Source organism: Streptosporangium sp. H13245 (assembly GCF_055690525.1).
This window is the reverse complement of record NZ_JBSZKT010000033.1, coordinates 26,196-48,922: the sequence shown is the minus strand read 5'-3', so window position 1 is coordinate 48,922 and position 22,727 is coordinate 26,196. Positions and strand designations below refer to the sequence as shown.

Here is a 22,727-nt window from a genome sequence, read left to right as displayed (position 1 = left end):
TCACGCGTGGTGATCTTCGTGTGGTGCCTGGGTGCCTTCGCCCGTGGTGAAGGGACGGGGGGAGCCGCGCTAGGCTCGGTCGCCGTGACCCAGATCGTCCTCGCCTCCGCCTCGCCCGCCCGCCTCGCCCTGCTCCGCAGCGCCGGACTCGATCCCAAGGTGATCGTCAGCGGTGTGGACGAGGATGCCGTCACCGCCGACAGCCCGAGCGAACTCTGCCTCGCGCTGGCCCGCGCGAAGGCGGCCGTGGTCGCCGGTGGTCTGACCGGCGGGCTGGTCATCGGCTGCGACTCGATGCTCGAACTCGACGGCCGCGCCCACGGCAAGCCGTCCTCGCCTGAGGAGGCCGTCGCCCGCTGGCGCGACATGCGCGGACGCGAGGGACGCCTGCTCACCGGCCACTGCGTCGTCGACGCCGCGGACGGGCGCGAGGTCGCGGAGGTGGGCGCGACGGTCGTGCGCTTCGGTACCCCCGGAGACGACGAGATCGCCGCCTACGTCGCCACCGGCGAGCCCCTCCACGTCGCCGGTGCCTTCACCCTGGACGGCCGCGGCGGCTGGTTCGTCGACGGCATCGACGGCGACCACGGCAACGTCCTGGGCATCTCCCTGCCCCTGCTCCGCCGTCTCCTCGGCGCTCTCGGGGTCTCCGTTCCCAGCCTCTGGCAGCGTCCCTGACGCCTGTCGTCCCGCACACGCACCGTTCCTGGCAGCGTCCCTGACGTCTGTTGTCTCGTACATCCCGTACGTCCGGTGCCGTCGGGGATGTGCCCTCCCGGATGAGGTCCGATCCCGATAATCTTCCGCCATGGGTCATTTCCGTTCCTTCCTGGACGGCATCGGATTTTTCTTCCAGGGGCTGCGCTGGGTCGCGCGATACCCGCGCTGGTGGCTGTTCGGGTTGATCCCGGCGCTGATCGCGTTCGCCCTCTACGCGTTCGGCCTCTACCTCCTCGGCACGAACGCGCTGGACATCGCCGCGTGGGGCACGCCGTTCGCCGACGGATGGGGCGAGGCGGCGCGGACCGCGCTGCGGGCGCTGGTCGGGATGGCGCTCTTCGTCGCCGGGCTGATCCTGTCGGTGGTGACCTTCACGGCGATCACCCTCATCCTGGGCGACCCGTTCTACGAGAAGCTCTCCGAGAAGGTGGAGGGGACCTACGGGGAGGTGCCGACCGGCTACGACCTCCCGCTGTGGAAGTCGATCCCCCGGTCCATCAGGGACAGCCTGATCACCCTCGGATGGCTGTTGCTGTTCACGGTTCCGCTGTTCTTCCTCGGTTTCGTACCGGTGATCGGCCAGACGGTCGTTCCGGTCCTGGGCGCCCTGGTCTCGGGCTTCTTCCTCACGATCGAGCTGACCACGCTGGCCCTTGAGCGCAGAGGGCTGGCGCGCAAGAGCCGTTTCGGCCTGCTCAGGGGGAACAAGGCCCCCGCGCTCGGCTTCGGGGTCCTGCTCTTCCTGCTCTTCCTCATCCCGTTCGTCGCGGTGGTCGCGATGCCCGCCGCCGTGGCCGGTGCGGCCATCATGGTCCGCACCCGTCTGGCGCCGCCCGTCCTCCCGGCGGGAAGCATGGGCGGGAGCCCGCGCGTCGACAGGGGTGTCTGAGGGCGCGACCCTACCGGCTGTTCGGCCCTTCGGGTGGTCCGGCTGGTCGGCTGTGGACAGCTGAGGAGGGTTGTGCACAGAAGGGGGTTCGGTGCGGAGGCGGTGGCCCGGTTCCGGCGAGGCTTCGGGGCATGGCACCCGACACCCCGCCCTCGTCCTCTCACCCCCGGACCTCGTCCGAGTCTTCGTCCTCTCCCCCTCCGGCCTTGCCTGAGTCTTCGTCTCCTCAACCCCCGGACTCGTTCGAGTCTCCGTTTTCTCAGCTCCCGGCCTCGCCTGCGTCTCCGTCTTCTCAGCTCCCGGCCTCGCCTGAGGTTCCGTTTTCTCAGCCCCGGGTCTCGTCCGAGCCTCCGCTCCCGGCTTCGCCCGAGGCGCCGTCACGGTCCCGGCCCTCGCCTGAGGCGCCGCCTCCACCGTCCTCATCCCCGCCCTCGTCCCCGTCCTCGCTTGAGCCGCCGGGCTCGCCCTCCCCGTCCGCTTCGCCGCCCCGGCTCCTGCTCGGTTCCACCGAAGACGTCCTGGGGGCCGTCCCCTACCTGCTGGGGTTCCACCCCGCCGACAGCCTGGTCGTCATCGGCCTCACCGGCAGCCCGCTCAGGAGCAGGCTGCACCTCACCGTCCGGTGGGACCTGCCCCTGGGCCCCGGCGGTCTCGGCCGGATCGCCCCGCTCTTCGGGAAGGAGGGCGTCACCCAGGTCGTCGTGGTCGGCTACGGCTCCGGCCCGACGGTGACCCCGGCCGTCGACGAGGCCGTGGCACTGTTCCGCCGGAGCGACCTCACCGTCGTCGACGCGCTCCGGGTGGAGGACGGCCGCTACTGGTCGTACGGGTGCTCGCGGACCGACTGCTGCCCGGCCGACGGCGTGCCGTACGAGCGGCGGGCCGGTGCGGTCGCCGCCGAGGCGGTCATGCACGGGCTGGTCGCCCTGCCGGACAGGCAGACCCTGGAGCGCTCGCTCGACCCGGTCACCGGGCCCGCGCGGGAGGCCATGCGCGAGGCGACGGGCCGTCTCACGCGGGAGCTGCGCGGCAGGCTCGCCGGATGCCGTGACGCCGACGGGTTCGCGGCGGAGTTCGTCGCGGACGGCATGGCCAGGGTTCGCGAGGCGATCGCCGTCCACGCCTCGGGAGGGCGGCTCGACGAGGAGCGGGCGGCCAGACTGGGGCTCGACCTGGCGGTGATCAGGATCCGTGACGAGGCGTGGGCGCTGGTCACCGACGAGAGCCACGACGCGCATCTCAAGCTCTGGCACGACCTCACCCGGAGGCTGGAGCCGAGGTTCGTGCCTCCGGTGGCCTCGTTACTCGGCCTGGTCGCCTGGCGGCGGGGAGACTCCGCGCTGGCGGGCGTCGCCCTCAGCCGGGCGCACGAGGCCGACCCCGGATACTCGATGGCCAACCTGCTCGCGCACGCGATCCACCACCTGGTCCCGCCCCACGTGCTCAACGACAGGATGCCCAGCCCCGAGGAGCTCGACCAGGAGATGGGCACTCCCCGGATGACCTGGCTGCTCCCGATGGCCGCGCTGCTGGAGGATCCCGGCGGCCCGGGCCGCGAGGCGGCCGCCGGTCCTTCGCGCTCCAGGGTCACCGGATGACGGGGGTCCTTCCGGTTCCGGCGACCCGGGGCGGCGGGATCTCCAGGCTCAGTCCTCCACGCGCCCCCGACGCCCGCCACGGGCCCTCCGAGGCCGGTGCGACGGGGTGCCGGGCCGGTGGCGCGTCACTGGTTCTTCGCGCCACCGGTCTGGGGGACCCAGGAAGGGGCCGGCGCTCCCTGCAGGACACGCTGGAGCACGCCGACTCCCGCCCCCGTCGCTCCCACGAGGGTGACCAGAAGGTGGACGGCGCTGAAGTAGAGGCCGAAGGAGAGGCCCCGGCGGGCGAACACCCGGCGATACGTGCTGTTGTCGAGGGCCACGGCGGCGGCGACGAGCAGCGGCGACACGACGGCGCCGGCCGGGCCGGTCAGCAGCGGCAGCAGGGCCGCCGGTACGGCGGCGACCAGCAGGACACCGCCGAACGCGCGCGGTACGGAGTCGCCCGGCGTCTCGCCCCGGGTCCACTCCCGCGCGCTCACCCGCGCGCGCCGGAACACCTTGCTCAGGATCATCCGCATCGTGGAGTCGTGGTCGGCCCGGCCACGGACGGCGTCGGTGATGCGCACCCCGTAGCCCTTCCGCATCAGCCGGGAGCGGTAGTCCGCGGACACCGTGTCGCTCAGGTGCGGGTTGAAGGGGCCGATCTCCTTGAAGATCTCGGCCGACACGGCGAGCACGGCCGCGTGCAGCTCAAGGGTCGGCCGGTCGGTCGGCATCCACCAGTGATACATCTGCAGCGCGCGATACTGCGCGGGGAGGGTCCGGGCCGCCAGCGGCTCGGGGTGCAGGATGCCTCCCAGGGCACCCAGCTTGGGCTCGGCCCTGAGGATGTTCACCGCGTTCTCCACGGCGTCCGGGTCGAGGGCGATGTCGCCGTCCTGGAAGAGCAGGATCTCGCCGTGGGAGTGCTCCGCGCCGAGGTTGCGCGCGGTCGACGCCCCGCTGTTGACCTCGGTGCGCAGCCCGGTGACGCCCATCGACCTCGCCACCTCCGCCGTGTCCTCGGTGCCGCAGTCGTCCACCACGATGACCTCGATGGGCGAGTAGGTCTGCTTCTCCAGCGCACGCAGGCACAGGCGTAGCACGTGGGACCGGTTGAAGCTGGGGATGATGACCGAGACTAGCGGGCGTTCTCGACTCATGGGTCGCTCCATTGGCTGAAGGCCGCTCTTTCCGAACCGCTGGGTGTTGGCCGATGATTAGGGCGGGCTGCCCCGGTGGGTCTTCGGTCGACCGGCCGTGGCTCGTCGCCCGACCTCCGACCCCTTTTGCTTCCGGCCCACGCTAGTCGCGGTGGCTTGTCTCATTCTTGTCGAGCCGTCCGCCATGTCATACGGTTCCGTTCCTGCGGCCTATGTGATCTCCACGATCCAGGGCGCGGACGACAAGGAAGCGACAAGAACCGGTCAGTACGTTGAGGTACCGCTGGAAGTGATCGCGGATCGTCAACGGCTGTCGCCGGCCTGACCTACGTGCCGAGGTGGTGTGCAGATGGGCGACCGGGACATCATGACCGAGGACCAGCCAACGGATGTCCCCCCCGAGAAGCCGGACGGCTGGCGGGTTCGCCTTGGCCGGTTCGTCCGGCCGAGGCGGCGGTGGTGCCTGGGCACCCGGCTGGTGGTGACCGCCACCACGGGGTGGCTGCTCTTCGTGGTCGCGCATCTGCTGCTGAGCGGCCGCACCTCGCTGTGGGCCCCGCTCGACCTGATGCCGCCGTTCATGTTCGTGGCGGTTCCGGTGCTGGTGCTGGTGGTGGCGCCGCTGGCGCGCCCGGTGCGCTGGCGGGTCATCCCGACGCTGCTGTTCACCCTGGTGCTCGGCGCGGGACAGAGCGGGATCAACGTGGCGACCCTCTGGTACACCCCGCCGCCCGCGCCGCCCGGGGCCATCAAGATGGCCGCGTGGAACACCGAGTTCTGGGACCAGGACTGGCGCACCTCCGACGGGAACAGCTACTCACCCAACTTCTACGACTATCTGCGCAAGATGGACGCGGACGTCTACCTGCTCGCGGAGTACCTGTACGTCGACACCTCGGTGGGGGACATGATGACGTCGAAGTGGACGGCCGACATGGCGCTCCGCATCGACAAGCTGCCGGAGCTGCGACGCGAGTTCCCGGGATACGAGGTCGCGACGTCCGGGGAGCTGATCACGCTCTCCCGCCTTCCCATCGTCGGTCAGCGCGGGCTCGACATGACCCCGTGGCTGCCCGACGACCAGAAGGCGATACCGGAGGTGATGCGGTCCTGGCCGACCTCCTACACGGTCGAGACGCTGCGCACCGACATCCAGGTGAACGGCGAGGTCGTCTCCTTCTACAACACCCAGGTCAACCAGCCCCCGACCGGGTGGCGGCTGTACGACGGCGAGACCCGCGACTCCAACCAGTACGCCCACAGCAGGCGGGAGGCGAGCTACCGGGCGCTTCGCACCGACATCGAGGCCAACGACAACCCGGTGGTGCTCGCCGGTGACCTGAACACCACCCCGGCGATGGGGATGCTCCGGCTGCTGCCGGAGAAGCTGGTCGGCCACACCCAGGCGCTGCCATCCCTCTACCCGGCCACCTACCTCGCCGGAACCGCCGAGCTCTGGCGGATCGACTGGGTGTTCACCACGCCGGACGTCGCCGTGCACAGCTACGAGATGCCCGGGGCCGCCGGACTGTCCGACCACCGCCCCCAACAAACGGTTCTATCGGTCGGCCACTGAGCCGCGGAAGGAAGTCACATGACGGAACCGGCGACGGCGCGGCCCGAGGACGTCGCGGTCATCGTGCCCAACTACAACAAGAAGAAGACCCTCCGAGCCTGCCTGGAGGCGGTGTACGCGCAGACGTACCCCCCGGCCGAGGTGATCGTGGTCGACGACCGCAGCACGGACGGCTCGCTGGCGATCGCGCGGGAGTTCCCGTGCACGATCGTCGAGCTGCCGACCAACCAGGGGCCGTCGGGGGCCCGCAACACCGGGGTGGCCTCCAGCAGCTCGCCCCTGCTGTTCTTCGTCGACTCCGACACGGCGCTGGCCCCGGACGCCATCCAGAACGCGGTGCGGGCCTACCGGGACACACCCGACTGCGGCATGGTCCAGGGGATCTACGACAAGGAACCGCTGTACGACGACGGCCTGGTGGAGAGGTACCGCGTCTTCTCTGAGCACTTCGACCGCCAGCGGGCGGTGTCCACGTTCCTGTCCAACTCGCTGATCCCGCGTACGGTCTTCCAGGAGGCGGGCGGGCTGGACGAGCGGCTGCGCGACGGTGAGGACTTCGAGTTCGGCAACCGGGTGCCCTCCAAGTACCGGCTGGTGGTGACCGCGACCGTGGTCACCAAGGCGGACGACGTCGACCGGTTCTGGGAGTGCATGTGGGAGCGGTTCGTCAGGGCCAGCACCCTGCCGGTGATCATGCTGAGGGCGCGGCGGCTGTACGACGACGACACGATCGGGTTCCGGCTGGACATGATCGGGCCGGATCCCCGCACCCGCCGCCTGCCGCCGAGGATCTCCTCCGTCTCGGCGGCGCTGAGCCTGTTCACGCTGCCGTTCGTCTTCTTCGTGCCGTGGCTGCTCGTGGTGCTCGCGCTGCTGCTGGCGGCGTTTGTGACGGTGAACCGTGACTTCCTCCGATACTCCCACCGGTACCGGGGCGTGGGCTTCGCGTTCCAGATGGCCGTGATGCAGTTCTGCTACCACACGGCGTTCTTCCTCGGGGCCGGTGCGGGGCTGCCGAGGCTCGTCTACGAGCTGCTTCGCCGCCAGGGGCACCCGGCCAAGACCGGCCTGACCCCGGTCTCCCCGGCCGGTGCGCCCGAGTGACCGAGAGCCGGCCGTGGCGCCCGCCGTGGCGGCTGCCCCGCGCGCTCGTGCGAGCCCTGATCGCGGTGTTCGCACTGGTCCTGGTGGGCGCGGTGGCGATGGCACTGGCCGGGCAGGACTGGAGCGTGGTCTCCGTCGTGCTCGCCAGGAGCGACGGCGGGCAGATCGGCCTCCTGCTGGCCGGTGCGCTGCTGACCAGCATGGCCGGGCTGGGGTTCGGCTATCTGGCGTGGCGGGCGGTGCTGTTCGAGCTCGGCCCGCCGGTCGGCGAGCCACGGGTGGCGCGCGTCTTCTTCGTGACGTTCCTGAGCAAGTACGTGCCGGGGAAGGTGCCCGGCCTGATCGCCGCGACCAAGGTGGCCACGGCCAACGGCGTCAGCCTCGGGCGGCTGATGGGCACGGCGGCGCTGAGCATGAGCCTGGTCCTGCTGACCGGGCTCACGATCGGGCTGCTCGCGGGGGTGCACATGATCGGCACCCAGGTGGCCTGGCTGGTGGCGGCGGCGACCGTGCTGATCGTGGTCGTGCTGGTACGGCCGCAGCTGGTCAACCACGCCGCGCACCTGGTGCTGCGGTTGCTGCGCCGGCCCGACCCGACCAGGACGGCCTCGTCCCGGGGGATACGGCTGGCGGTCGTCGCGCAGGCGGTGTCGTGGCTGGTGACCGGCCTGCACCTGTGGCTGCTGGCGGTCGCGATGGGAGCCGACCCGATGCCCTCCCTGGGATTGTGTGTGGGCGCGTTCACCCTGGCCACGACGGTCGGGATGCTGACGGTCGTGATGCCCGACGGGATCGGCGTCCGCGAGGCGGTGCTGACCGCGGCCCTCACGGTGGTGCTGCCCGCGCCGGCGGCCGCGGTGGTGGCGGTGGCCAGCAGGCTGATCTCCACGGTCAGCGAGGTGGCGCTGGGCGCGACGGCGCTGGCGGTGGCCGAGATCGTCCTCCGGCGCAACCCGGTCCCGGTCCCGGAGCCCGAGCCGGCCCCGGAGCCCGTGACGGTGACGGAACCGGCCCCGGCGGGAGACAAGTAGCCACCAGCCACCAGCCCATGTCAAGCATCGGAACAGACCAACGCGTGCGAGCGTCCGCCGGGCGGGTCCCCTCCCGGCCGGCGGGCGCCCGCCAACCCGAAGGGGTCATCGACCATGGATGAGCAGCGGCCACTGGTCTCGGTCATCATTCCCAACTACAACTACGCCCGTACGCTGGACCTGTGCCTGAGCGCGCTGGAGCGGCAGGACTACCCCAACATCGAAGTGATCGTCGTCGACGACCGGAGCACCGACGACTCGGTGGAGATAGCCCACCGGCACGGGGTGCGGGTGCTGGTCACCGACACCAACATCGGGGCGCCCGCGGCGCGCAACCTCGGCGTCGAGCTCGCGCGCGGGGAGGTGCTGTTCTTCCTCGACTCGGATGTGGCGCTCACCCCCGACACGATCGGGAACGCGGTGGCGCTGCTCACGTCCGATCCCACGCTGGGCGTGGTCTGCGGCACGTACGAGCCGGAGCCGCTGATCCCCGACAGCCGCGTGGAGCGCTACCGCAGCCTTCAGCTGCACTACTGGATCTCCGGTGACGCGGGCGACATCACCACGATCTACTCGGCGATCTTCGCGATGTGGACCAGGGTCTTCCACGAGATCGGCCCGCTCAACCCGGCGTTGCGCCACAGCGAGAACGCCGACTACGGCCACCGGATCACCCAGCGGTACCGGATCGTGCTGGACACCGCGATCAGGGGCGCGCACGACCACGACGACAAGCTGAGCGTGGTGCTGTCGAAGTTCTTCCACCGCGCGCGCCTGCACATCCCGCTGTACCTGCGCCGGCCGGACTTCAACGGCGGCCCGACCAACAGCAGCCGGGGCTGGGGGTCGCTCGCCGCCCTGTTCGCGGTGGTCACCCTGGCGCTGCCGGTGCTGTTCGGCCCGCTCTGGCTGCTCGTGCCGCTCCTGCTGCTGATCGGCTCCATCGCCTCCGACCTGGGGATGTACCGCTTCGTCTGGGGTTACGCCGGTGCGGCGTTCACCGTCTACTTCACCGCGGTCCACTTCCTGGTGAACGTCACCGTCGCGCTGGCGGTGTTCGTCGGCGCCGCGCAGTGCGTGCTGTCCAGCAAGTTCCGGCACACCTACGACATGCCGGAGGCGTCCGCGCCGGCGATGGGGGCGTGAGCGATGTCCGGCCCCCTGGTCTCGGTGATCGTGCCCAACTACAACTACGCCGGCTCGCTGGAGCTCTGCCTGCGCGCCCTGCAGGAGCAGACCTACCAGCCGATCGAGCTGATCATGGTGGACGACGGCAGCACCGACGACTCCGTCGCGGTCGCGGAGCGGCTCGGCGTCCGGGTCGTCCACACCGAGCGCAACATGGGCGTGGCCGGTGCGCGCAACCTCGGCACCACCCACGCCCGTGGCGAGATCCTGGTGTTCGTCGACTCCGACGTGGCCGCCTACCCCGACTCCGTCGAGGTGGCGGTGGGCATGCTCGCGGCCGACCCTCGGCTCGGCGCGGTGTGCAGCATCCACGACCCGGAGCCGCTGATCCGCGACAGCCTCGTCGAGGAGTACCGCGCGCTGCAGTACTACTACTGGACGGCGAGCTCCGAGGGGCCCATCTCGTTCCTCTTCCCGGCGATGGTCGCGATGCCCCGCCACGTGTTCGACGAGGTCGGGCAGTTCAACACCCGGCTGCGCGAGACCGAGGAGGTCGACTACGGCCACCGCCTCACCCAGCGCTACGACATGGTGCTCACCACGGCCGTGCGCTCCCGGCACGACCACGACGACGAGCTGTTCAAGCTGCTGCGCAAGCTGTTCAAGCGGGGGCGCGCCCGGGTGCCGCTGTACGCGCGGCGCAAGCGCTTCGCCCGCGGGTTCGAGACCTCGAACCGGGCCGGAGGCAGTCTCGCCGCGCTGGCGGCGGTGGCCACGCTCCCGGCGCTGGCGTTCGGCCCAGTCGGCGCCGCGCTGCCCGCCCTCGCCCTGGCCGTGTCGATCCTGGCGGATCTCGGTATGTACCGGTTCGTGTTACGGCGGCGCGGCCCGATCTTCCTGCTCTATTACGGTACGGTGCATTTCGTGGTGAACGTGACCATCGCGGCGGGGGTGGCGGCCGGGGTCGTGCAGTGGTTCTGCTCCGCCAGGTTCCGCCGGCTCTACGACTCGGACCTGCTCGTGCGGCCCTCGGCCGCCGGAGAGGCGGCGACGTGACGGCTCGTCCGCGCCCGCCCGTGCCACGTCCGCGTCCAGGACCCGGCCGTCGTCGATGACTGATACGCAGGTGGTGACCGCGACCGCCGGGCCCAAACCCGCCCGGCGGTCGCGCTGGTGGACCTGGCCGCTGCTGGCCGCGCCGGTCGCCTGGCTGGTGTTCGTGGTGCTCCATCGCGTGCTGTCCGGCCGGGTGTGGTGGTGGCAGGCCCCGGAGCTCGCCCCGCCGTTCGCCTTCGCGGTCCTGCCGGTCCTGCTGTTCGCGGTGGCCCTGCTCGCGCGTACGGCCCGGGGGTGGGTCGCGGTGGTGACGCTCGCCTCCCTGGTGCTTGGCGGGGGCGCGAGCGGGGTCAATCTCGCGTCCCTGTGGCACCGTTCCCCTCCTGCCCCGCCGGGCGCGATCACGGTGTTCTCCTGGAACACGTTGTACTGGGACATGCGGACGGGTGAGGAGACGATGCCGCCGCCCACCGGCACGCCGTCGCGCGACATCGACGCCTTCTACCGGTATCTGCACGACCAGAAGGCGGACGTGTATCTCCTGCAGGAGTACGTCTACTTCGGCCGGGACTCGAAGGCGATCCGGGTGGACGACACGGCCAGGCTGCGCCGGGAGTTTCCCGGCTACCACATCGCCGTGGCGAGCGAGATGGTGACGGTCTCCCGGTTCCCGATCGTCCTGGAGCGGGGGATCGACCTCCGCCCGTGGCTGTCGGAGGAGCGCGACAGGGCCATCCCCCCCGACCCGGGACTGCCCGGCTTCTCCGCGGTGAAGACCCTGCGCACGGACATACGCGTCAGCGAGGACGGGGGAGCCGGGGGGAAGATCGTCTCCCTCTACAACACGCACATCAACTCCCCCGTCCACGCGTTCCCGAAGGGCCTGGACCCCCGGCGCCTCAACCGGACCCAGCACGAGCGGCGGCAGGCCAACCTCCGCGCGCTCGCGGCCGACGTCGAGAGCAACCCGCACCCGACCCTGCTGGCCGGAGACTTCAACGCCTCACCGGCGATGGGCATCCTGCGCCTGCTGCCGGACCGGCTGGTCGACGCCACCCCGGTGCTCGAATCGCTCTACCCCACCTCCTGGGACGACCGGTGGCCGCTGTGGCGGATCGACTGGGCGTTCACCACGCCCGACGTCACCGTGCACCGGTACGGGCTGGTGCGGTCGAACGGCCTCTCCGACCACAGCGGGCAACACCTGGTCATCTCGACGAACGGGTGAGGGAGGTCAGTGCCCGCGGGACAGCACCCGGTCGGGCAGGTGGGCCGCGGGCCGGGTCCAGCTCGGCGGCTGCCCGAGTGGCGCCCAGCCCGAACCGGCGTGGTCGGCACCGGCCAGGACCACCCCCCCGGCCGCCCAGATCGGCGTGTCGTGGTCGCCGCGCAGGATCTCCTGGTGCAGCGCGCGCAGCTCGGGTCCCGGCTCGATGCCCAGGTGGTCGGCGAGATACCCGCGCAGGCGCGCGTACTGGGCCACCGCCTCCGCGGTGCGTCCCAGGGCGCAGAGCGCGCGCATCAGCATGCTCGCGAGCGGCTCCACGAGCGGGTACCGGGGCACGAGGGGGGTGAGTTCGGTGACCACCGCGTCGGGCCGTCCCAGCCGCAGGTGCGCCTGCGCCCAGGTGACGACGGCACTGACGAACTGCTGCTCGATGCTGTAGCGAATCCGGGAGGCCCAGTCTCCCGAGATGTCGGTCAGCGGCGAGCCGCGCCACAGGTCCATCGCCTCGGCCAGCAGCTCGGCCCGGGTGAAGTCGTCGTCGGCATGGGTCTGCGCCCGCTTCGCCAGCCGCTGGAACCGGTGGGCGTCCACCCGGTCGGGGTCGGCCTCCAGCACGTAACCGCCGCCTCGGCGCTCGATGGAGACCGAGGTTCCCGTCAGTGCCTGCCGCAGGCGTGCGATGTGGGCGTACAGCGAGTCCGTCGCCCGGTCCGGTGGAAGATTCCAGACCCGGTCGATCAGCGTCGGAAGTGACACGGGGTGGTTGACGTCGACCGCGAGGGCGGCCAGCACCGCACGTCGTTGCGGTGGCCCCAGAGGAACCCGCCGGTCGTCGACGATCACCTCAACCGGACCCAATATGCGGACTTCCATTCTTTCCTTCCGTGGCGCTCTCACAACGGGACGGGATGGTGGGCGAGCACGAGCGTCACACCCAGGGTGGCCGCCCACAGCATCGAGTTGGCGACCATGACCCGGTCCCGCAGCAGGATTCGGACCGGGTCACCACCGCCTTCATCCATCAGTTGGATCTGCAGGTAGCGGAAGAGGGCGAAGAGCGCGAAGGGCGTGGACAGCAGCATCGCCGTCTGGCCGTACTGGGGGCCGAACGGGCCCTCGTCGCGCAGGTAGATGAGGCCGGAGACGAGGGCGAGCACGGAGGCGATCTGCAGCAGCCAGTTGGTCAGCTCCATCGAGTAGCCGTGCAGCGCGGGCCGGTGCGCGGCACCGGTCTTCAGCTCCTGGCGCCGCTTGCCGATGAGGAGCAGCAGGGACATCGAGAACACCGTGACCAGCAGCCAGGCGGCGGCCCGCCCCCCGGCCACCTCGTACCCCTGGATGACCCGGAGGACGAAACAGAGCGCCACCGTGCCCACGTCGACCAGCGGGATGTGCTTGAGGTAGCGGCTGTACGCGATGTTGATCAGGAGGTAGAGCACGATGGGCCAGTACGGCCCAGGGGTGAGGACGATGACGGCGGTGAGCAGCGCGAGCAGGCTGGCACAGTAGGCGTACGCGACCCTGATCCCCACGCGGCCGGCGGCGACGGGCCGGTGGCGCTTGACGGGGTGGTGCACGTCTCGGTGCCGGTCGGCGATGTCGTTGCCGACGTAGACGGCGGAGGAGGCCAGGATGAACGCGACCGTGGCCAGGAGGACCTCGACCAGCGTGGAGAGGTTCCACAGGGAGGTGTCGATGAGCGCGAGCGGCACGAGGAGGATCGCCTTGGCCGCGTGCGAGGGCCGTACCAGCCTGACGAGGTCCGTGATCAGGCGTGGCCGGGCTTCCGTTTTCTGGTCCGAGGCCGGTCCCCTGGGCTGCGGAAGTTCTGGAATGTCTGCCGATTCGACGACGTACATACTTTCCCCGTCACTTCAGAAGAAGACTTTCGCCAGTGACAGCGCGCCCTGCCGCCACGCGTCGCGGCTGGTCTGGCCGGCGCCCCGCGCCGAGCCCGCGTCGCGATGCTCCCGCCACCACGCGTACGTGCGGAGGATCGCGTCCTGATTGGACAGCTTGGGCCGGAAGCCGAGCCGGTCCCTGGCCTTGTCGATGCTGACGTAGGAGTCGGCGAGCAGTTTGTGCACCAGCCGCCCGTACACCGGGGACAGCTTGGTCCGCTCCAGCAGCCGGAGCCCGGCCAGGGCCGGGCGGACGGGCAGCGACACGACACGCTTGCCGTGACCGGCCGTGTCGAGCACCGCCTGGAAGTCCTCCCGCAGGGTGCCGAACTCGGAGGCCGCCAGGTTGTAGGTGTCGTTCGCGACGTCCGCGGGCGCGGTCAGGACACCGGCCACGGCGTCCACGAGGTCCTCGATGGCGAGCATCTGGATGCGCACGTCCCCGCGGCCGAGGACCGGGAAGTTCCGGCCCTCCTCGGCCCACTCGAAGAGCATCGCGAACAGGCCCATCCGGCCGGGACCGAGGAAGGTCTTGGGGCGCAGGATCGGCACGCACATCCCACCGGCCCGGTACTTGTCGGCCAGCTCCTCGGCCTCGGTCTTGGCCCTGGTGTAGGGGTCGACCGGCTCGCGCGGATGCTCCTCCGGGGTGGGCACCAGCTTCGGGAGCCCGTACACGGCGGTGGAGGAGATGTGGACCGTCCGCTCCACCCCGGCCCGGCGCGCGGCCTCCAGGACGCTGTGCGTGCCGCCGACGATCAGGCTCTGGATCTGCTCGGCCGGATAGCTCGGCAGCGCGCCGGCGCAGTGCACGACCGCGTCCGCCCCGGCCATCGCCTCGGCCATCAGCGCGACGTCGCGCACGTCGCCGACCCGGTGGCTCCAGCCCGGGTCCGGGTCCGACGGCGGGCGCAGGTCCACGCCGATCACCTCGTGGCCCTCGGTCACGAGCTGCCGGACCAGGTTGCCGCCGAGCATCCCGGCGCTGCCGGTCACTACGACCCGAGAGGCCACCGCGATCCCACCTTCTCCCGCACGAACCGGGCGAGCAGCCGGGGCAGGCCCTTGGACAGGGTCTTGTCGAGGCTCTGCACGAAGTACTCGACGTCGTCGGGCTCGATGGCGAGGGTCGGCGCGACGACGAGGGGGTTCTCGACGTTCGGGCTGTAGTACGACACGATGTCGTGCTCGCTGTAGAGGTCGGCGATCACCGAGAGGGTGATCAGCTTGGTCCGGAAGTGCGGGTCGTTGGAGAAGCCGGGCACCAGCTTTCCGGCGAGGTCGAGCACCTTGGGACCGCCGCTCAGGAACACCCCCCAGATCGCCCCGGTACCGGTCACCTGGCCGACCACGTCCGGATAGCGCTTCTGGATGTTCTCCAGCCCCGGCTTCAGGATGCGCTCGATCTGCCGCGCCCGCGCGGGGTAGTCGTCCTCGACGATCACGTTGATCGCCTCGATCGCGGTGACGGTCTCCTCGCCGAACCCGTAGTAGGTCGTGCTGTGCAGGATGACGTCGGAGAGCCGGTCGTAGGCCTTGCGGAAGATGGGCTCGCGCGCGGTGTACCCGGCGATCGACGCCTTCCCGCCGCCCAGCGACTTCGAGTAGACGAGGATGTCGGGCAGCAGGTCCGGATACCGCATGAAGTAGAAGAGGCTGCCGGTCTTGCCCCAGCCGGTGTACACCTCGTCGAAGATCATGATGATGTCGTGCTTGTCGCAGAGCCGCCGCAGCTCGCGCAGGTCCGCCTCCGACCAACTGCGCATGCTCGACGCGCTGAACGGCTCGACCATGATCGCGTAGACGTCGCACTTGCCCTCGGGGGTGCGCGCGGCGTCGATCGCCGCCCGCACGGCCGCGATGTCGCCGTACGGGTGGACGACGATGTTCGGCAGCCCGGGGAAGCGGAACGAGTTCTCGGACGATCCGGTCAGGCTTCCCGCGCCGAGGGTCTTGCCGTGGAAGCTGATGTCGGACCGCAGGATGGTGTTGCGCCGCCCGCCGTGGTACTTGTACGCCATCTTGATGGCGCCCTCGTTGGCCTCGGCGCCCGAGTTCGGGAAGTAGGAGATGTTCAGGTCGCCCGGCAGCAGCGTGGCCACGTTGTGGCTCAGCGCGGCCACGTAGGGCGAGAAGAACGCCTTGTGGACCTCCATGCGCCGCTGCTCGGCGAAGCGGCGCCGGGCCGCCAGGATGCGCGGGTGGTTGTGGCCGTGGTTGAGGACGCCGACCCCTCCGGTGACGTCGAGGATCCGGCGGCCGTCACGGGTCCAGATCCAGGCGCCCTCGGCGCGCTCGACGAGCTCGCGCCCGAAACCGAAGGAGGTCATGAGGTTGACCTGGCTGCGGCTGACGTACTTCCCGTACAGGTTTTGGACCTGCTTTACGGTAAGGTTTTCACACTCATCGATGCCGATTAACTCAGACACGTCCGCCCTTTCCTAGCGTTTTCCGCGAATTTTCAGCTGGTGGCGTCACAGGTGAGTTCGGTCCGAGGATGGCAATCGTCGCGAGGCGGGTTCTCGTCGGGCTCCTGCGGCAGCGCCGCCGCTGTCACCGGTCAACCCCCGGGTCTTCCTGCGCAAGGTGCCGGCCTTCTCTCTAGAGGTGTGAGAAGACAAGGGACATGTCACTAATAGTGTTAAATGTGGCTATACCTCGCACCATACAAGTCTGTATAGGTTGACGCCGTCACCCGATGAACCACGGGCGGAAAAGGACGGTGCGCCGCGCACGCCTGGGATTTCGTTCTTTCCGGGATACCGAGGTCGTCGCGGTCGTGTGTGGCGATTATTTCGGACGTGCCAGATCCCGCGTTTGTGGCGGATGCTCACGAGGATTATTTCCGGCATGTTAAAGCCGTTATTGCCGACGATGTGCGCGGGAATGGTTTCCGGCGCGCCAAATCCTGTGGTTACGGCAGGCGTACGTGAGGATTATTTCCGGCGTGTCAGGTCTCCCGCCGGTTCCGGCTCACTTCCCGTCGCTGTCGATCAGGCGCAGGGCGTGCAGGATGGCCGCGCTGGTGTGCCAGCACTCGCGGGCCTGCGCGTTGTCCCCCAGATCCTGGTACGCCCGGCCCAGCCCCCACCAGTGCTCCGCCACGTGGTGGGGTTCGGCGACATCCGGAGCAGCCGGAGCGGTCACCTCACCCCCGCGATCCCCCAGACGCTCCGCCGCCAGGACCGGCGCCTCCCCGAAGGGGCCCCGGTGTCCCCGGCCGCCCCGCCCGTAGGACGGCTGGTGCGGGACGGCGCCCTGGGCGACCGGGAGACCCGCCGTGCAGGGCACCTGGCGCGCGGTGGAGATCAGGTCGGCCATCTTGGCGTTGAGCCATCGGGGATCGGTCGTGAAGCCGCCGGACGACACGCCGAAGCGGCCGAGTGCCATGTGACCGAACTTGGCGTCCCGCCTGGCGCGCCGGTTGCACACGTCGCCGAGGGTGCAGGCGATGACGAGGGAGGTGTGCAACGCCCGCCGTACGGCCTGCACCTGCTCCTCCTCGGTCTCCTCCTGCCGGGTGCGTTCGCGGGCGAACAGGCAGAGCAGGTCGTGCATGCGGTACCGGTCGGTGTCGCGGACCTCCAGGAGCTGGGCGTCCGCGAGATGATCCAGGAGGTCCGCGGTCCGTTCCTCCGAGCGGTCGGCCAGCGCCGCGGCGACCGCGACGCTGATGTCGGACCCGCCGAGCAGGCCCAGCAGCCGGAACATGCGGGAGTGCTCGGGGTCCAGGTTTCGGTAGCTCACCATGAAGCAGGCCCGGACCGCCCGGTCGTCGGCCTGCAGCTCGGACAGGCGGTGGTCCTCGACCGCGAGACGGTTGGCGAGGATCCGCAGCGACAGGCCGGGCCGGGCGATCAGCCGGGCGGCGGCGATCCTGATCGCGAGCGGCAGGCCGCCGCAGAGCCGTACGATCGCGCGCGCCGCCAGGGGGTCGGCGGCGACGCGCTCGGCTCCGACCAGGCGGCCCAGCAGGGTGGTCATCTCGTCCTCGGCCATGACGTCGAGACGGAGGTGGGCGACGATGTCCAGGGAGGTCAGCATCCTCCGGGAGGTGATCAGTACGCGGCAGGTGGGGCTGGCGGGCAGCAGCGGCCGTACCTGCGCGGCGTCCCGGGCGTTGTCGAACAGGAACAGCAGGTGCTTGCCGTCGGTCAGCGAGCGGAACCGCGCGGCCGCCTCGTCCACCTCGGTCGGCACGGCCGCGTCGTCGCCGCCGAGGGAACGTAACAGGCGGGCGAGGACCTCGGCCGGGTTCAGCGGCTTGACGTTGGGGGTGGAGCCGTGCAGGTTCACGTAGAGCTGCCCGTCGGGGAACCGGTCCGCGACCTGGTGGGCGACGTGTACGGCGAACGCCGACTTGCCGATCCCGGCCGCCCCGGCGACCGCGGAGACGACGATCTGGCCAGGACCCGCGGCGATCAGCGCCGTCCGCAGCCGTGAGACCTCGGCGGCGCGCCCGGTGAAGGCGGCCGAGTCGATCGGGAGCTCGGCCGGGACGGAGAGCCTGCGGACGACGGCCGACGACGACGGCGCCGCCAGCGCGGAGTCGTCGGCGAGGATCTGCTGGTGCATGCGGATCAGGTCGGGGCCGGGGTCGACGCCCAGCTCCGCGGCGAGCGTCTCCCGCGCGCGCTGGTACACCGCGAGCGCGTCGGCCCGGCGCCCGGAACGGTACAGGGCGAGCATGAGCTGAGCCCGGAGCCGTTCGTTCAGCGGGTCCCTGCGGGTCAACGCCTCCAGGTCGGGAAGCACCTCGCCGTGCTGGCCCAGCGCCAGCCGGGCCTCCAGCGAGGCGTCCACGACGGTCGTCCTCAGCCGCTCCAGCCGCGCCGCCTCGCCGCGCAACGGCTCGGGCAGGGGCAGTCCCTCCAGAACCGCCTCGGCGCGCCAGAGACCCAGGGCCCGGGTGCACCGTTCGAGCGCGACGTCATTTCGTCCTTCGGATAACATCCGGCGCCCTTGAGCGGACAGTTCTTCGAACAATTTGACGTCTATTTCACCGGGGGAAACCCGGAGTACGTACCCGTTTGAGCCCGCCTCGATACGGGAAGGCGAACCAAGCACCCGGCGCAGCGCGGAGATATAGGTGTAGAGGTTCGACTCGGCGTTGGCGGGAGCATGTTCGCCCCACAGCCAGTCGAGCATCCGATGGGTCGGGATCGCCTTACCGGCATTGAGCAGCAGGGCGGCGAGCAACACCCGCTGTTTGCGTCGTCCAAGGGCGATCGGTTGCCCATTGGCCGCCCGTACTTCGATCGGTCCGAGAATCTTGAAATCCATCGGGCATCACTCTTCAGCGCATACCATGCACCAACATGAACCGTACAAATGCGTATAAATCTGGTTTTACATAGCGCCCCATGATCGCGGGATCCAACCTTCGGAGGGTACTCACCTGAAGGGAAGAAAAAGATTACGCGGCGGACACCCTAAAACCCTCTGGCACCGGCGCGATGTTGCCTGTCACGCGTCGCGATCGCCCCTGGTCGAGCCTTCTGACCAGGGGCGATCGCGCGTGGTGGGAGGGGCGTGTCATGGCGTGAGCGCCGCAGGCGCCGAATGGCGCCGACTGATGCCACCGATGCCGCCCGTGCGCACGGTGCCGGCGGGGCGGCCGCCCATCCGGGACCGGCGCCTGACCGGTCCTGGCCGAGGGAACAGACCTCCGGCTCAGCCCTCCGCGCGCTTCTGGCGCTCGTTGTAGGCCCTCATCCGGGGGGGATAGCCGGTCAGCTGCACGTCGTAGACGGGCAGGGCCAGGTCGCGGGCCACCTTGCGGATCACCGCGGGGGAGCCGACCCGGCGCCGGGTCCACTCACCGTCGTCGGCGACGGCCACCGCTGTGGTGTTCGTCGCGAAGGTCTCGGGCTCGACGTAGAACTCGACGCCCCGGCGCGACTTCGCGAAGGCGATGAGCGCCTCGATGTCGGCGTCGGTCGTGGCGCGGTCGTACTTGGCGATCTTCGGCCCGCGCAGGCGCCTCAACCCATAGCGATCTCGCCATCTCATATTTCCTTGTATACCTCTCCTGCTCGTTCCATGGCGGAAGGCCAGGGATGGGTCTCAGGGGCTTATGAGGGTTCATCCTGATGTACGGGGCCGACAATCTGGACGAGCATTGAGGTCGAAGCGGCGACGAAAGGGTATCGGTCTCATGGCAGGCACAGCTACACCAGCGGGCCCGGGGTACGGGGGAGTGCCGGCGGCAGGCCCTCGGCCCGGTCACGCGGAGCTTCGGGTCAGCGACCAGGATCGCGAACAGGTGGTCGAGCACGTCCAGACCGCCTACGCGGAGGGAAGACTCGACAAGATCGAGTTCGACGACAGGCTGGAACGGGCGATGACGGCCCGCGTCCACGCCGACCTCGTCCCGATCATGAACGAGCTGTACGGCACGCGTCCGGCCCGGCCCGCGTCCTACCCGCCCGTCACGGGCCGGGTCGCGTACGGTCATCACGCACGCGGCGGGCGGGGGGAGACCGGAGCCGAGCGTCTGGGCGCGGTGGCGTCGCACCTGCTCCCGCTGATCGGCCTTCCCATCATCGGCCCGCTCGTCATGATGCTCACCGCGGGCAAGACGTCGCCCTACGTCCGGGCGCACTCGGTGGAGGCCCTCAACTTCCAGCTGACGATGGTCGCGGCCACCATCGTGCTGGCGATCACGTTCATCGGCTTCGTCCTGACGCCCCTGCTCTGGATCGGCGGCGTGGTCCTGTCCGTGGTCGGCGCGGTGGCCGCGGCGGGCGACGGCGACTTCCGGTACCCCTTCACCCTGCGTCTCGTGAAATAACACCCGCGGCGTCTCGGGGGAGGACGGCCGCGGTGTCCTGGGGGGCGACGACCGCGGTGTCCTTCAAGGCGGCGGCCGGGCGAGACGACATCCGCGCGCCGGGTGTCAGAGCATGAGGGAGCGGACCATGTCGACGGTGTCGGCCTGGTCCGCCGTCTTGTCGGTGCGGTAGCGGATCACCCTGGCGAAGCGCAGCGCCATGCCGCCGGGATAGCGGCTCGACTGCTGCACGCCGTCGAAGGCGATCTCGACGACCGTCTCGGGGCGGACGGTGACCGTCCAGCCGTCGGTGGGGCCCTCGGCGATGCCGAGGAAACGGTCGGTCTGCCAGGCGAGCAGCTCGTCGGTGAGGCCCTTGAAGGTCTTGCCGAGCATGACGAACCCGCCGGTCAGCGGGTCGCGGGCGCCCAGGTGCAGGTTGGAGAGCCTGCCCTCGCGGCGGCCGCTCCCCCATTCGGCGGCCAGCACGACGAGGTCGAGCGTGTGCCGGGGCTTCACCTTGATCCAGCCGGCGCCGCGCCGCCCGGCGGCGTAGGGCGTGAGGAGCGACTTGACCACCACGCCCTCGTGACCGCTCCTGATCACGTCCTTGAAGAACGCCTCGCCGTCCGCGACGTCGCCGGTGACCAGGCGGGGGGTCACCAGCTCCGGGGGCACGGCGGCGGCCAGGGCCGCGTGACGCGCCTCGCCCGGCAGGTCGAGCAGGTCGGCGCCGTCGACCCGCAGCGCGTCGAAGAAGAAGACGCTCAGCGGGGTCCTCTCGCGCACGCGCGGCACGTCGGTACGGCTGGACACGCGGCCCGAGGTGACCTGGAAGGGCTCGGGGCGGCCGTCGGGGCGCAGCGCGATGACCTCGCCGTCGAGGACCAGGTCGCGGGAGGGCAGGGCGCTCATCGCCTCGACCAGCTCGGGCACCTGCGCGGTGATGTCGTCGAGGGCGCGGGTGAAGACGGTGACCCGGTCGCCCGAGCGGTGCGCCTGGACCCTGACGCCGTCGAGCTTCCACTCGACGGCGACCGGCCCGCCGAGCTTGCCGAACGCGGTCGCGATGGAGGTGGCGCTCTGGGCGAGCATCGGCGACACGGGGTGGCCGACCTCCAGGTGGAAGGCCCGCAGCGCCTCGACCCCGCCGTCCAGGGCGGCGGCGCCGACGGCGGGAAGCCAGCCGCGCAGCGTCAGCGCCCGCCTGACCTCGGTGGCAGGCACCCCGGCCGCCTTCGCCACGGCCTCGACCATCACTCCCTCGAGTGCGCCCTGGCGCAGCTCGCCCCGCAGCAGCCGGGACAGGAAGACCTGCTCCTGGCGGGTGAGGGCGCCGAACAGCTCGGCGACCAGGGTCTTGCGCGCGCTCTGCGAGCCGGGACCCGACAGGGCCTTGATCCGGTCGAGGAGGTCGTGGACCCCGCGCAGGGTGGCGGTGGCGGCCAGCCGGGGCTCGGGCGGGTCCTGCAGGCTCGTCCAGCCCACTCCGACGTTGCGCTGCGGCAGCTCCCCGGAGAGGTAGGAGATGGCGATCTCCGCCTCGTCCGGCTCGATCCTGCCGAGCAGCTCCGCGAGGTGGGCGGTCTTCGCCAGCCGGGCGGAGCTGGCGGTCACGGCCGCCGAGGTGCGCGCGAGGTCGATCAACAACACAATGGCCAGCTTAAGAGCTACAAGCGGCATTTCGGTGAGGTGAGGCGCTGCTTTTCGGAGTCATCGCGTTTCCGGGAGGGCGGACCTTCCCCTGAACCCCCCTGAACGTGAGATGGCCGCCCGGTTAAGGCACGCGGGGGACGCCATCGGACACAGCGGACACAGTGGACGTGACGGCCGTGGACGGTGGGAGAGTGGGCGTTCTGAGGACGGCGCCGGATGTGAGGGACATAGGGGACAACGTACGAAGGGCGGGCCACCCGTCGCCGGTGAGGCCCGCCCGTGCCGTGTCGCCCCGGGGCGTCAGCTCACGCCGAGCAGGTCCACGACGAAGATGAGCGTCTCGCCCGGCTTGATGCGGCTGCCCGCACCGGCGCTGCCGTAGCCGAGGTGCGGCGGGATGGTGAGACGGCGGCGGCCGCCGACCTTCATGCCCGCGACGCCCTGGTCCCAGCCCGCGATGACCCGGCCCCCGCCCAGCGGGAACTGGAAGGTGTCGCCGCGGTTCCACGACGCGTCGAACTCCTCGCCCGTCGAGAAGGCCACGCCGACGTAGTGCACGGTGACCTGGTGTCCCGGCTTGGCCTCCGGGCCGTCCCCTACGGCGATGTCGACGATCTCCAGATCCTTGGGCGGGTCGCCCTCCGGAAAGTCGATCTCCGGCTTCTCCAGTGCCACGTGGTTCTCCTTGGTTGGATACGCGCCGGACGATTTCCGACCGGCCGGACGACTCTACGGGGTCCGGGGGTGCCGCGAGAGGCGTGGGGGCCGGGGCGGCCGCCGCGTCGTTCTTCCGCGTTCTCGCGAGGGCCGGGGCGGCGAGGCGCGCCACCCGGGGACCGGCTCGCGCGCGGACGGCGGTCATCGGCGCCGCGGGTGCCCGGCGGCGCGTGGGGCCGTGTTGGAGAGTCACTGGGGAGCGCTCT

The 22,727-nt window shown here is 70.5% G+C and carries 20 protein-coding genes; 11 read left to right on the top strand and 9 right to left on the bottom strand.

The window, feature by feature from the left end; genetic code table 11:
• The first annotated feature begins 84 nt into the window (after positions 1 to 84).
• The 3 genes from ACW9TB_RS31280 to ACW9TB_RS31270 all read left to right on the top strand — a co-directional run bounded on the left by ACW9TB_RS31280 (position 85) and on the right by ACW9TB_RS31270 (position 3,207).
• A complete protein-coding gene (locus ACW9TB_RS31280) occupies positions 85 to 678 on the top strand; it encodes a Maf family protein (protein ID WP_472751690.1) in 594 nt (197 codons plus the stop codon).
• A 130-nt stretch (positions 679 to 808) separates the two neighbouring features.
• A complete protein-coding gene (locus ACW9TB_RS31275) occupies positions 809 to 1,609 on the top strand; it encodes an EI24 domain-containing protein (RefSeq protein WP_472751689.1) in 801 nt (266 codons plus the stop codon).
• A 131-nt stretch (positions 1,610 to 1,740) separates the two neighbouring features.
• Complete coding sequence (locus tag ACW9TB_RS31270) at positions 1,741 to 3,207, top strand: DUF4192 domain-containing protein (protein ID WP_472751688.1); 1,467 nt, start codon at positions 1,741 to 1,743, stop codon at positions 3,205 to 3,207.
• Positions 3,208 to 3,332: 125 nt separating this feature from the next.
• Here ACW9TB_RS31270 and ACW9TB_RS31265 read toward each other — a convergent pair whose 3' ends face one another.
• On the bottom strand, positions 3,333 to 4,352 hold the full coding sequence (locus ACW9TB_RS31265) for a glycosyltransferase family 2 protein (protein ID WP_472751687.1): 1,020 nt from the start codon (positions 4,350 to 4,352) through the stop codon (positions 3,333 to 3,335).
• Between the two features lie 151 nt (positions 4,353 to 4,503).
• Here ACW9TB_RS31265 and ACW9TB_RS31260 point away from each other — a divergent pair, with 151 nt between their 5' ends.
• From ACW9TB_RS31260 to ACW9TB_RS31230, 7 genes are all read left to right on the top strand, one after another.
• A complete protein-coding gene (locus ACW9TB_RS31260; protein WP_472751686.1) occupies positions 4,504 to 4,677 on the top strand; it encodes a hypothetical protein in 174 nt (57 codons plus the stop codon).
• Between the two features lie 24 nt (positions 4,678 to 4,701).
• A complete protein-coding gene (locus tag ACW9TB_RS31255) occupies positions 4,702 to 5,928 on the top strand; it encodes an endonuclease/exonuclease/phosphatase family protein (RefSeq protein ID WP_472751685.1) in 1,227 nt (408 codons plus the stop codon).
• Positions 5,929 to 5,946: 18 nt separating this feature from the next.
• On the top strand, positions 5,947 to 7,032 hold the full coding sequence (locus ACW9TB_RS31250; protein WP_472751684.1) for a glycosyltransferase family 2 protein: 1,086 nt from the start codon (positions 5,947 to 5,949) through the stop codon (positions 7,030 to 7,032).
• Positions 7,029 to 8,063 (top strand): lysylphosphatidylglycerol synthase domain-containing protein, encoded by a 1,035-nt coding sequence (locus ACW9TB_RS31245; protein WP_472751683.1) that lies wholly within the window; start codon positions 7,029 to 7,031, stop codon positions 8,061 to 8,063. The genes ACW9TB_RS31250 and ACW9TB_RS31245 overlap by 4 nt, the downstream gene beginning before the upstream one ends.
• A gap of 114 nt (positions 8,064 to 8,177) precedes the next feature.
• Positions 8,178 to 9,209 carry a glycosyltransferase gene (locus ACW9TB_RS31240; RefSeq protein WP_472751682.1) on the top strand — a complete coding sequence of 344 codons (1,032 nt, stop codon included), beginning with the start codon at positions 8,178 to 8,180 and terminating at the stop codon, positions 9,207 to 9,209.
• Between the two features lie 3 nt (positions 9,210 to 9,212).
• Positions 9,213 to 10,247, top strand: a complete 1,035-nt coding sequence (locus ACW9TB_RS31235; RefSeq protein ID WP_472751681.1) for a glycosyltransferase — start codon at positions 9,213 to 9,215, stop codon at positions 10,245 to 10,247.
• 55 nt (positions 10,248 to 10,302) lie between these two features.
• On the top strand, positions 10,303 to 11,475 hold the full coding sequence (locus ACW9TB_RS31230) for an endonuclease/exonuclease/phosphatase family protein (RefSeq protein ID WP_472751680.1): 1,173 nt from the start codon (positions 10,303 to 10,305) through the stop codon (positions 11,473 to 11,475).
• Positions 11,476 to 11,481: 6 nt separating this feature from the next.
• On the opposite strand, the gene ACW9TB_RS31225 is transcribed toward ACW9TB_RS31230, so the two are convergent.
• From ACW9TB_RS31225 to ACW9TB_RS31200, 6 genes are all read right to left on the bottom strand, one after another.
• Positions 11,482 to 12,333, bottom strand: coding sequence for an AfsR/SARP family transcriptional regulator (locus ACW9TB_RS31225; protein ID WP_472751679.1), 852 nt, complete (start codon positions 12,331 to 12,333; stop codon positions 11,482 to 11,484).
• A gap of 35 nt (positions 12,334 to 12,368) precedes the next feature.
• The gene (locus ACW9TB_RS31220) at positions 12,369 to 13,334 is read right to left on the bottom strand and encodes a UbiA prenyltransferase family protein (RefSeq protein WP_472751678.1); all 966 of its coding nucleotides are present in this window, start codon (positions 13,332 to 13,334) and stop codon (positions 12,369 to 12,371) included.
• Between the two features lie 15 nt (positions 13,335 to 13,349).
• Positions 13,350 to 14,390: an NAD-dependent epimerase/dehydratase family protein gene (locus ACW9TB_RS31215; RefSeq protein ID WP_472751677.1), complete on the bottom strand. Its 1,041-nt coding sequence runs from the start codon at positions 14,388 to 14,390 to the stop codon at positions 13,350 to 13,352.
• Entirely contained in the window at positions 14,372 to 15,706 is a 1,335-nt protein-coding gene (locus ACW9TB_RS31210) for an aspartate aminotransferase family protein (protein WP_472751676.1), read from the bottom strand. Before ACW9TB_RS31210 ends, ACW9TB_RS31215 begins: the two co-directional genes overlap by 19 nt.
• A 643-nt stretch (positions 15,707 to 16,349) precedes the next feature.
• Complete coding sequence (locus tag ACW9TB_RS31205; protein WP_472751675.1) at positions 16,350 to 18,659, bottom strand: AfsR/SARP family transcriptional regulator; 2,310 nt, start codon at positions 18,657 to 18,659, stop codon at positions 16,350 to 16,352.
• A gap of 390 nt (positions 18,660 to 19,049) precedes the next feature.
• Complete coding sequence (locus tag ACW9TB_RS31200; RefSeq protein WP_344747987.1) at positions 19,050 to 19,388, bottom strand: hypothetical protein; 339 nt, start codon at positions 19,386 to 19,388, stop codon at positions 19,050 to 19,052.
• Positions 19,389 to 19,533: 145 nt separating this feature from the next.
• Here ACW9TB_RS31200 and ACW9TB_RS31195 point away from each other — a divergent pair, with 145 nt between their 5' ends.
• Positions 19,534 to 20,169, top strand: a complete 636-nt coding sequence (locus ACW9TB_RS31195) for a magnetosome magnetite crystal formation protein family (protein ID WP_472751674.1) — start codon at positions 19,534 to 19,536, stop codon at positions 20,167 to 20,169.
• 105 nt (positions 20,170 to 20,274) lie between these two features.
• On the opposite strand, the gene ACW9TB_RS31190 is transcribed toward ACW9TB_RS31195, so the two are convergent.
• Complete coding sequence (locus ACW9TB_RS31190) at positions 20,275 to 21,801, bottom strand: ATP-dependent DNA ligase (RefSeq protein ID WP_472751673.1); 1,527 nt, start codon at positions 21,799 to 21,801, stop codon at positions 20,275 to 20,277.
• A 303-nt stretch (positions 21,802 to 22,104) separates the two neighbouring features.
• Positions 22,105 to 22,479 (bottom strand): FKBP-type peptidyl-prolyl cis-trans isomerase, encoded by a 375-nt coding sequence (locus ACW9TB_RS31185; RefSeq protein WP_472751672.1) that lies wholly within the window; start codon positions 22,477 to 22,479, stop codon positions 22,105 to 22,107.
• Between the last annotated feature and the right edge of the window lie 248 nt (positions 22,480 to 22,727).

Coding starts and splice junctions, on each gene's coding strand:
- ACW9TB_RS31270 (WP_472751688.1), top strand. CDS start 1,741: ATGGCACCCGACACCCCGCCCTCGTCCTCTCACCCCCGGACCTCGTCC.
- ACW9TB_RS31235 (WP_472751681.1), top strand. CDS start 9,213: ATGTCCGGCCCCCTGGTCTCGGTGATCGTGCCCAACTACAACTACGCC.
- ACW9TB_RS31240 (WP_472751682.1), top strand. CDS start 8,178: ATGGATGAGCAGCGGCCACTGGTCTCGGTCATCATTCCCAACTACAAC.
- ACW9TB_RS31195 (WP_472751674.1), top strand. CDS start 19,534: ATGGCAGGCACAGCTACACCAGCGGGCCCGGGGTACGGGGGAGTGCCG.
- ACW9TB_RS31250 (WP_472751684.1), top strand. CDS start 5,947: ATGACGGAACCGGCGACGGCGCGGCCCGAGGACGTCGCGGTCATCGTG.
- ACW9TB_RS31210 (WP_472751676.1), bottom strand. CDS start 15,706: ATGACCTCCTTCGGTTTCGGGCGCGAGCTCGTCGAGCGCGCCGAGGGC.
- ACW9TB_RS31230 (WP_472751680.1), top strand. CDS start 10,303: ATGACTGATACGCAGGTGGTGACCGCGACCGCCGGGCCCAAACCCGCC.
- ACW9TB_RS31255 (WP_472751685.1), top strand. CDS start 4,702: ATGGGCGACCGGGACATCATGACCGAGGACCAGCCAACGGATGTCCCC.
- ACW9TB_RS31200 (WP_344747987.1), bottom strand. CDS start 19,388: ATGAGATGGCGAGATCGCTATGGGTTGAGGCGCCTGCGCGGGCCGAAG.
- ACW9TB_RS31205 (WP_472751675.1), bottom strand. CDS start 18,659: ATGGATTTCAAGATTCTCGGACCGATCGAAGTACGGGCGGCCAATGGG.
- ACW9TB_RS31265 (WP_472751687.1), bottom strand. CDS start 4,352: ATGAGTCGAGAACGCCCGCTAGTCTCGGTCATCATCCCCAGCTTCAAC.
- ACW9TB_RS31275 (WP_472751689.1), top strand. CDS start 809: ATGGGTCATTTCCGTTCCTTCCTGGACGGCATCGGATTTTTCTTCCAG.
- ACW9TB_RS31220 (WP_472751678.1), bottom strand. CDS start 13,334: ATGTACGTCGTCGAATCGGCAGACATTCCAGAACTTCCGCAGCCCAGG.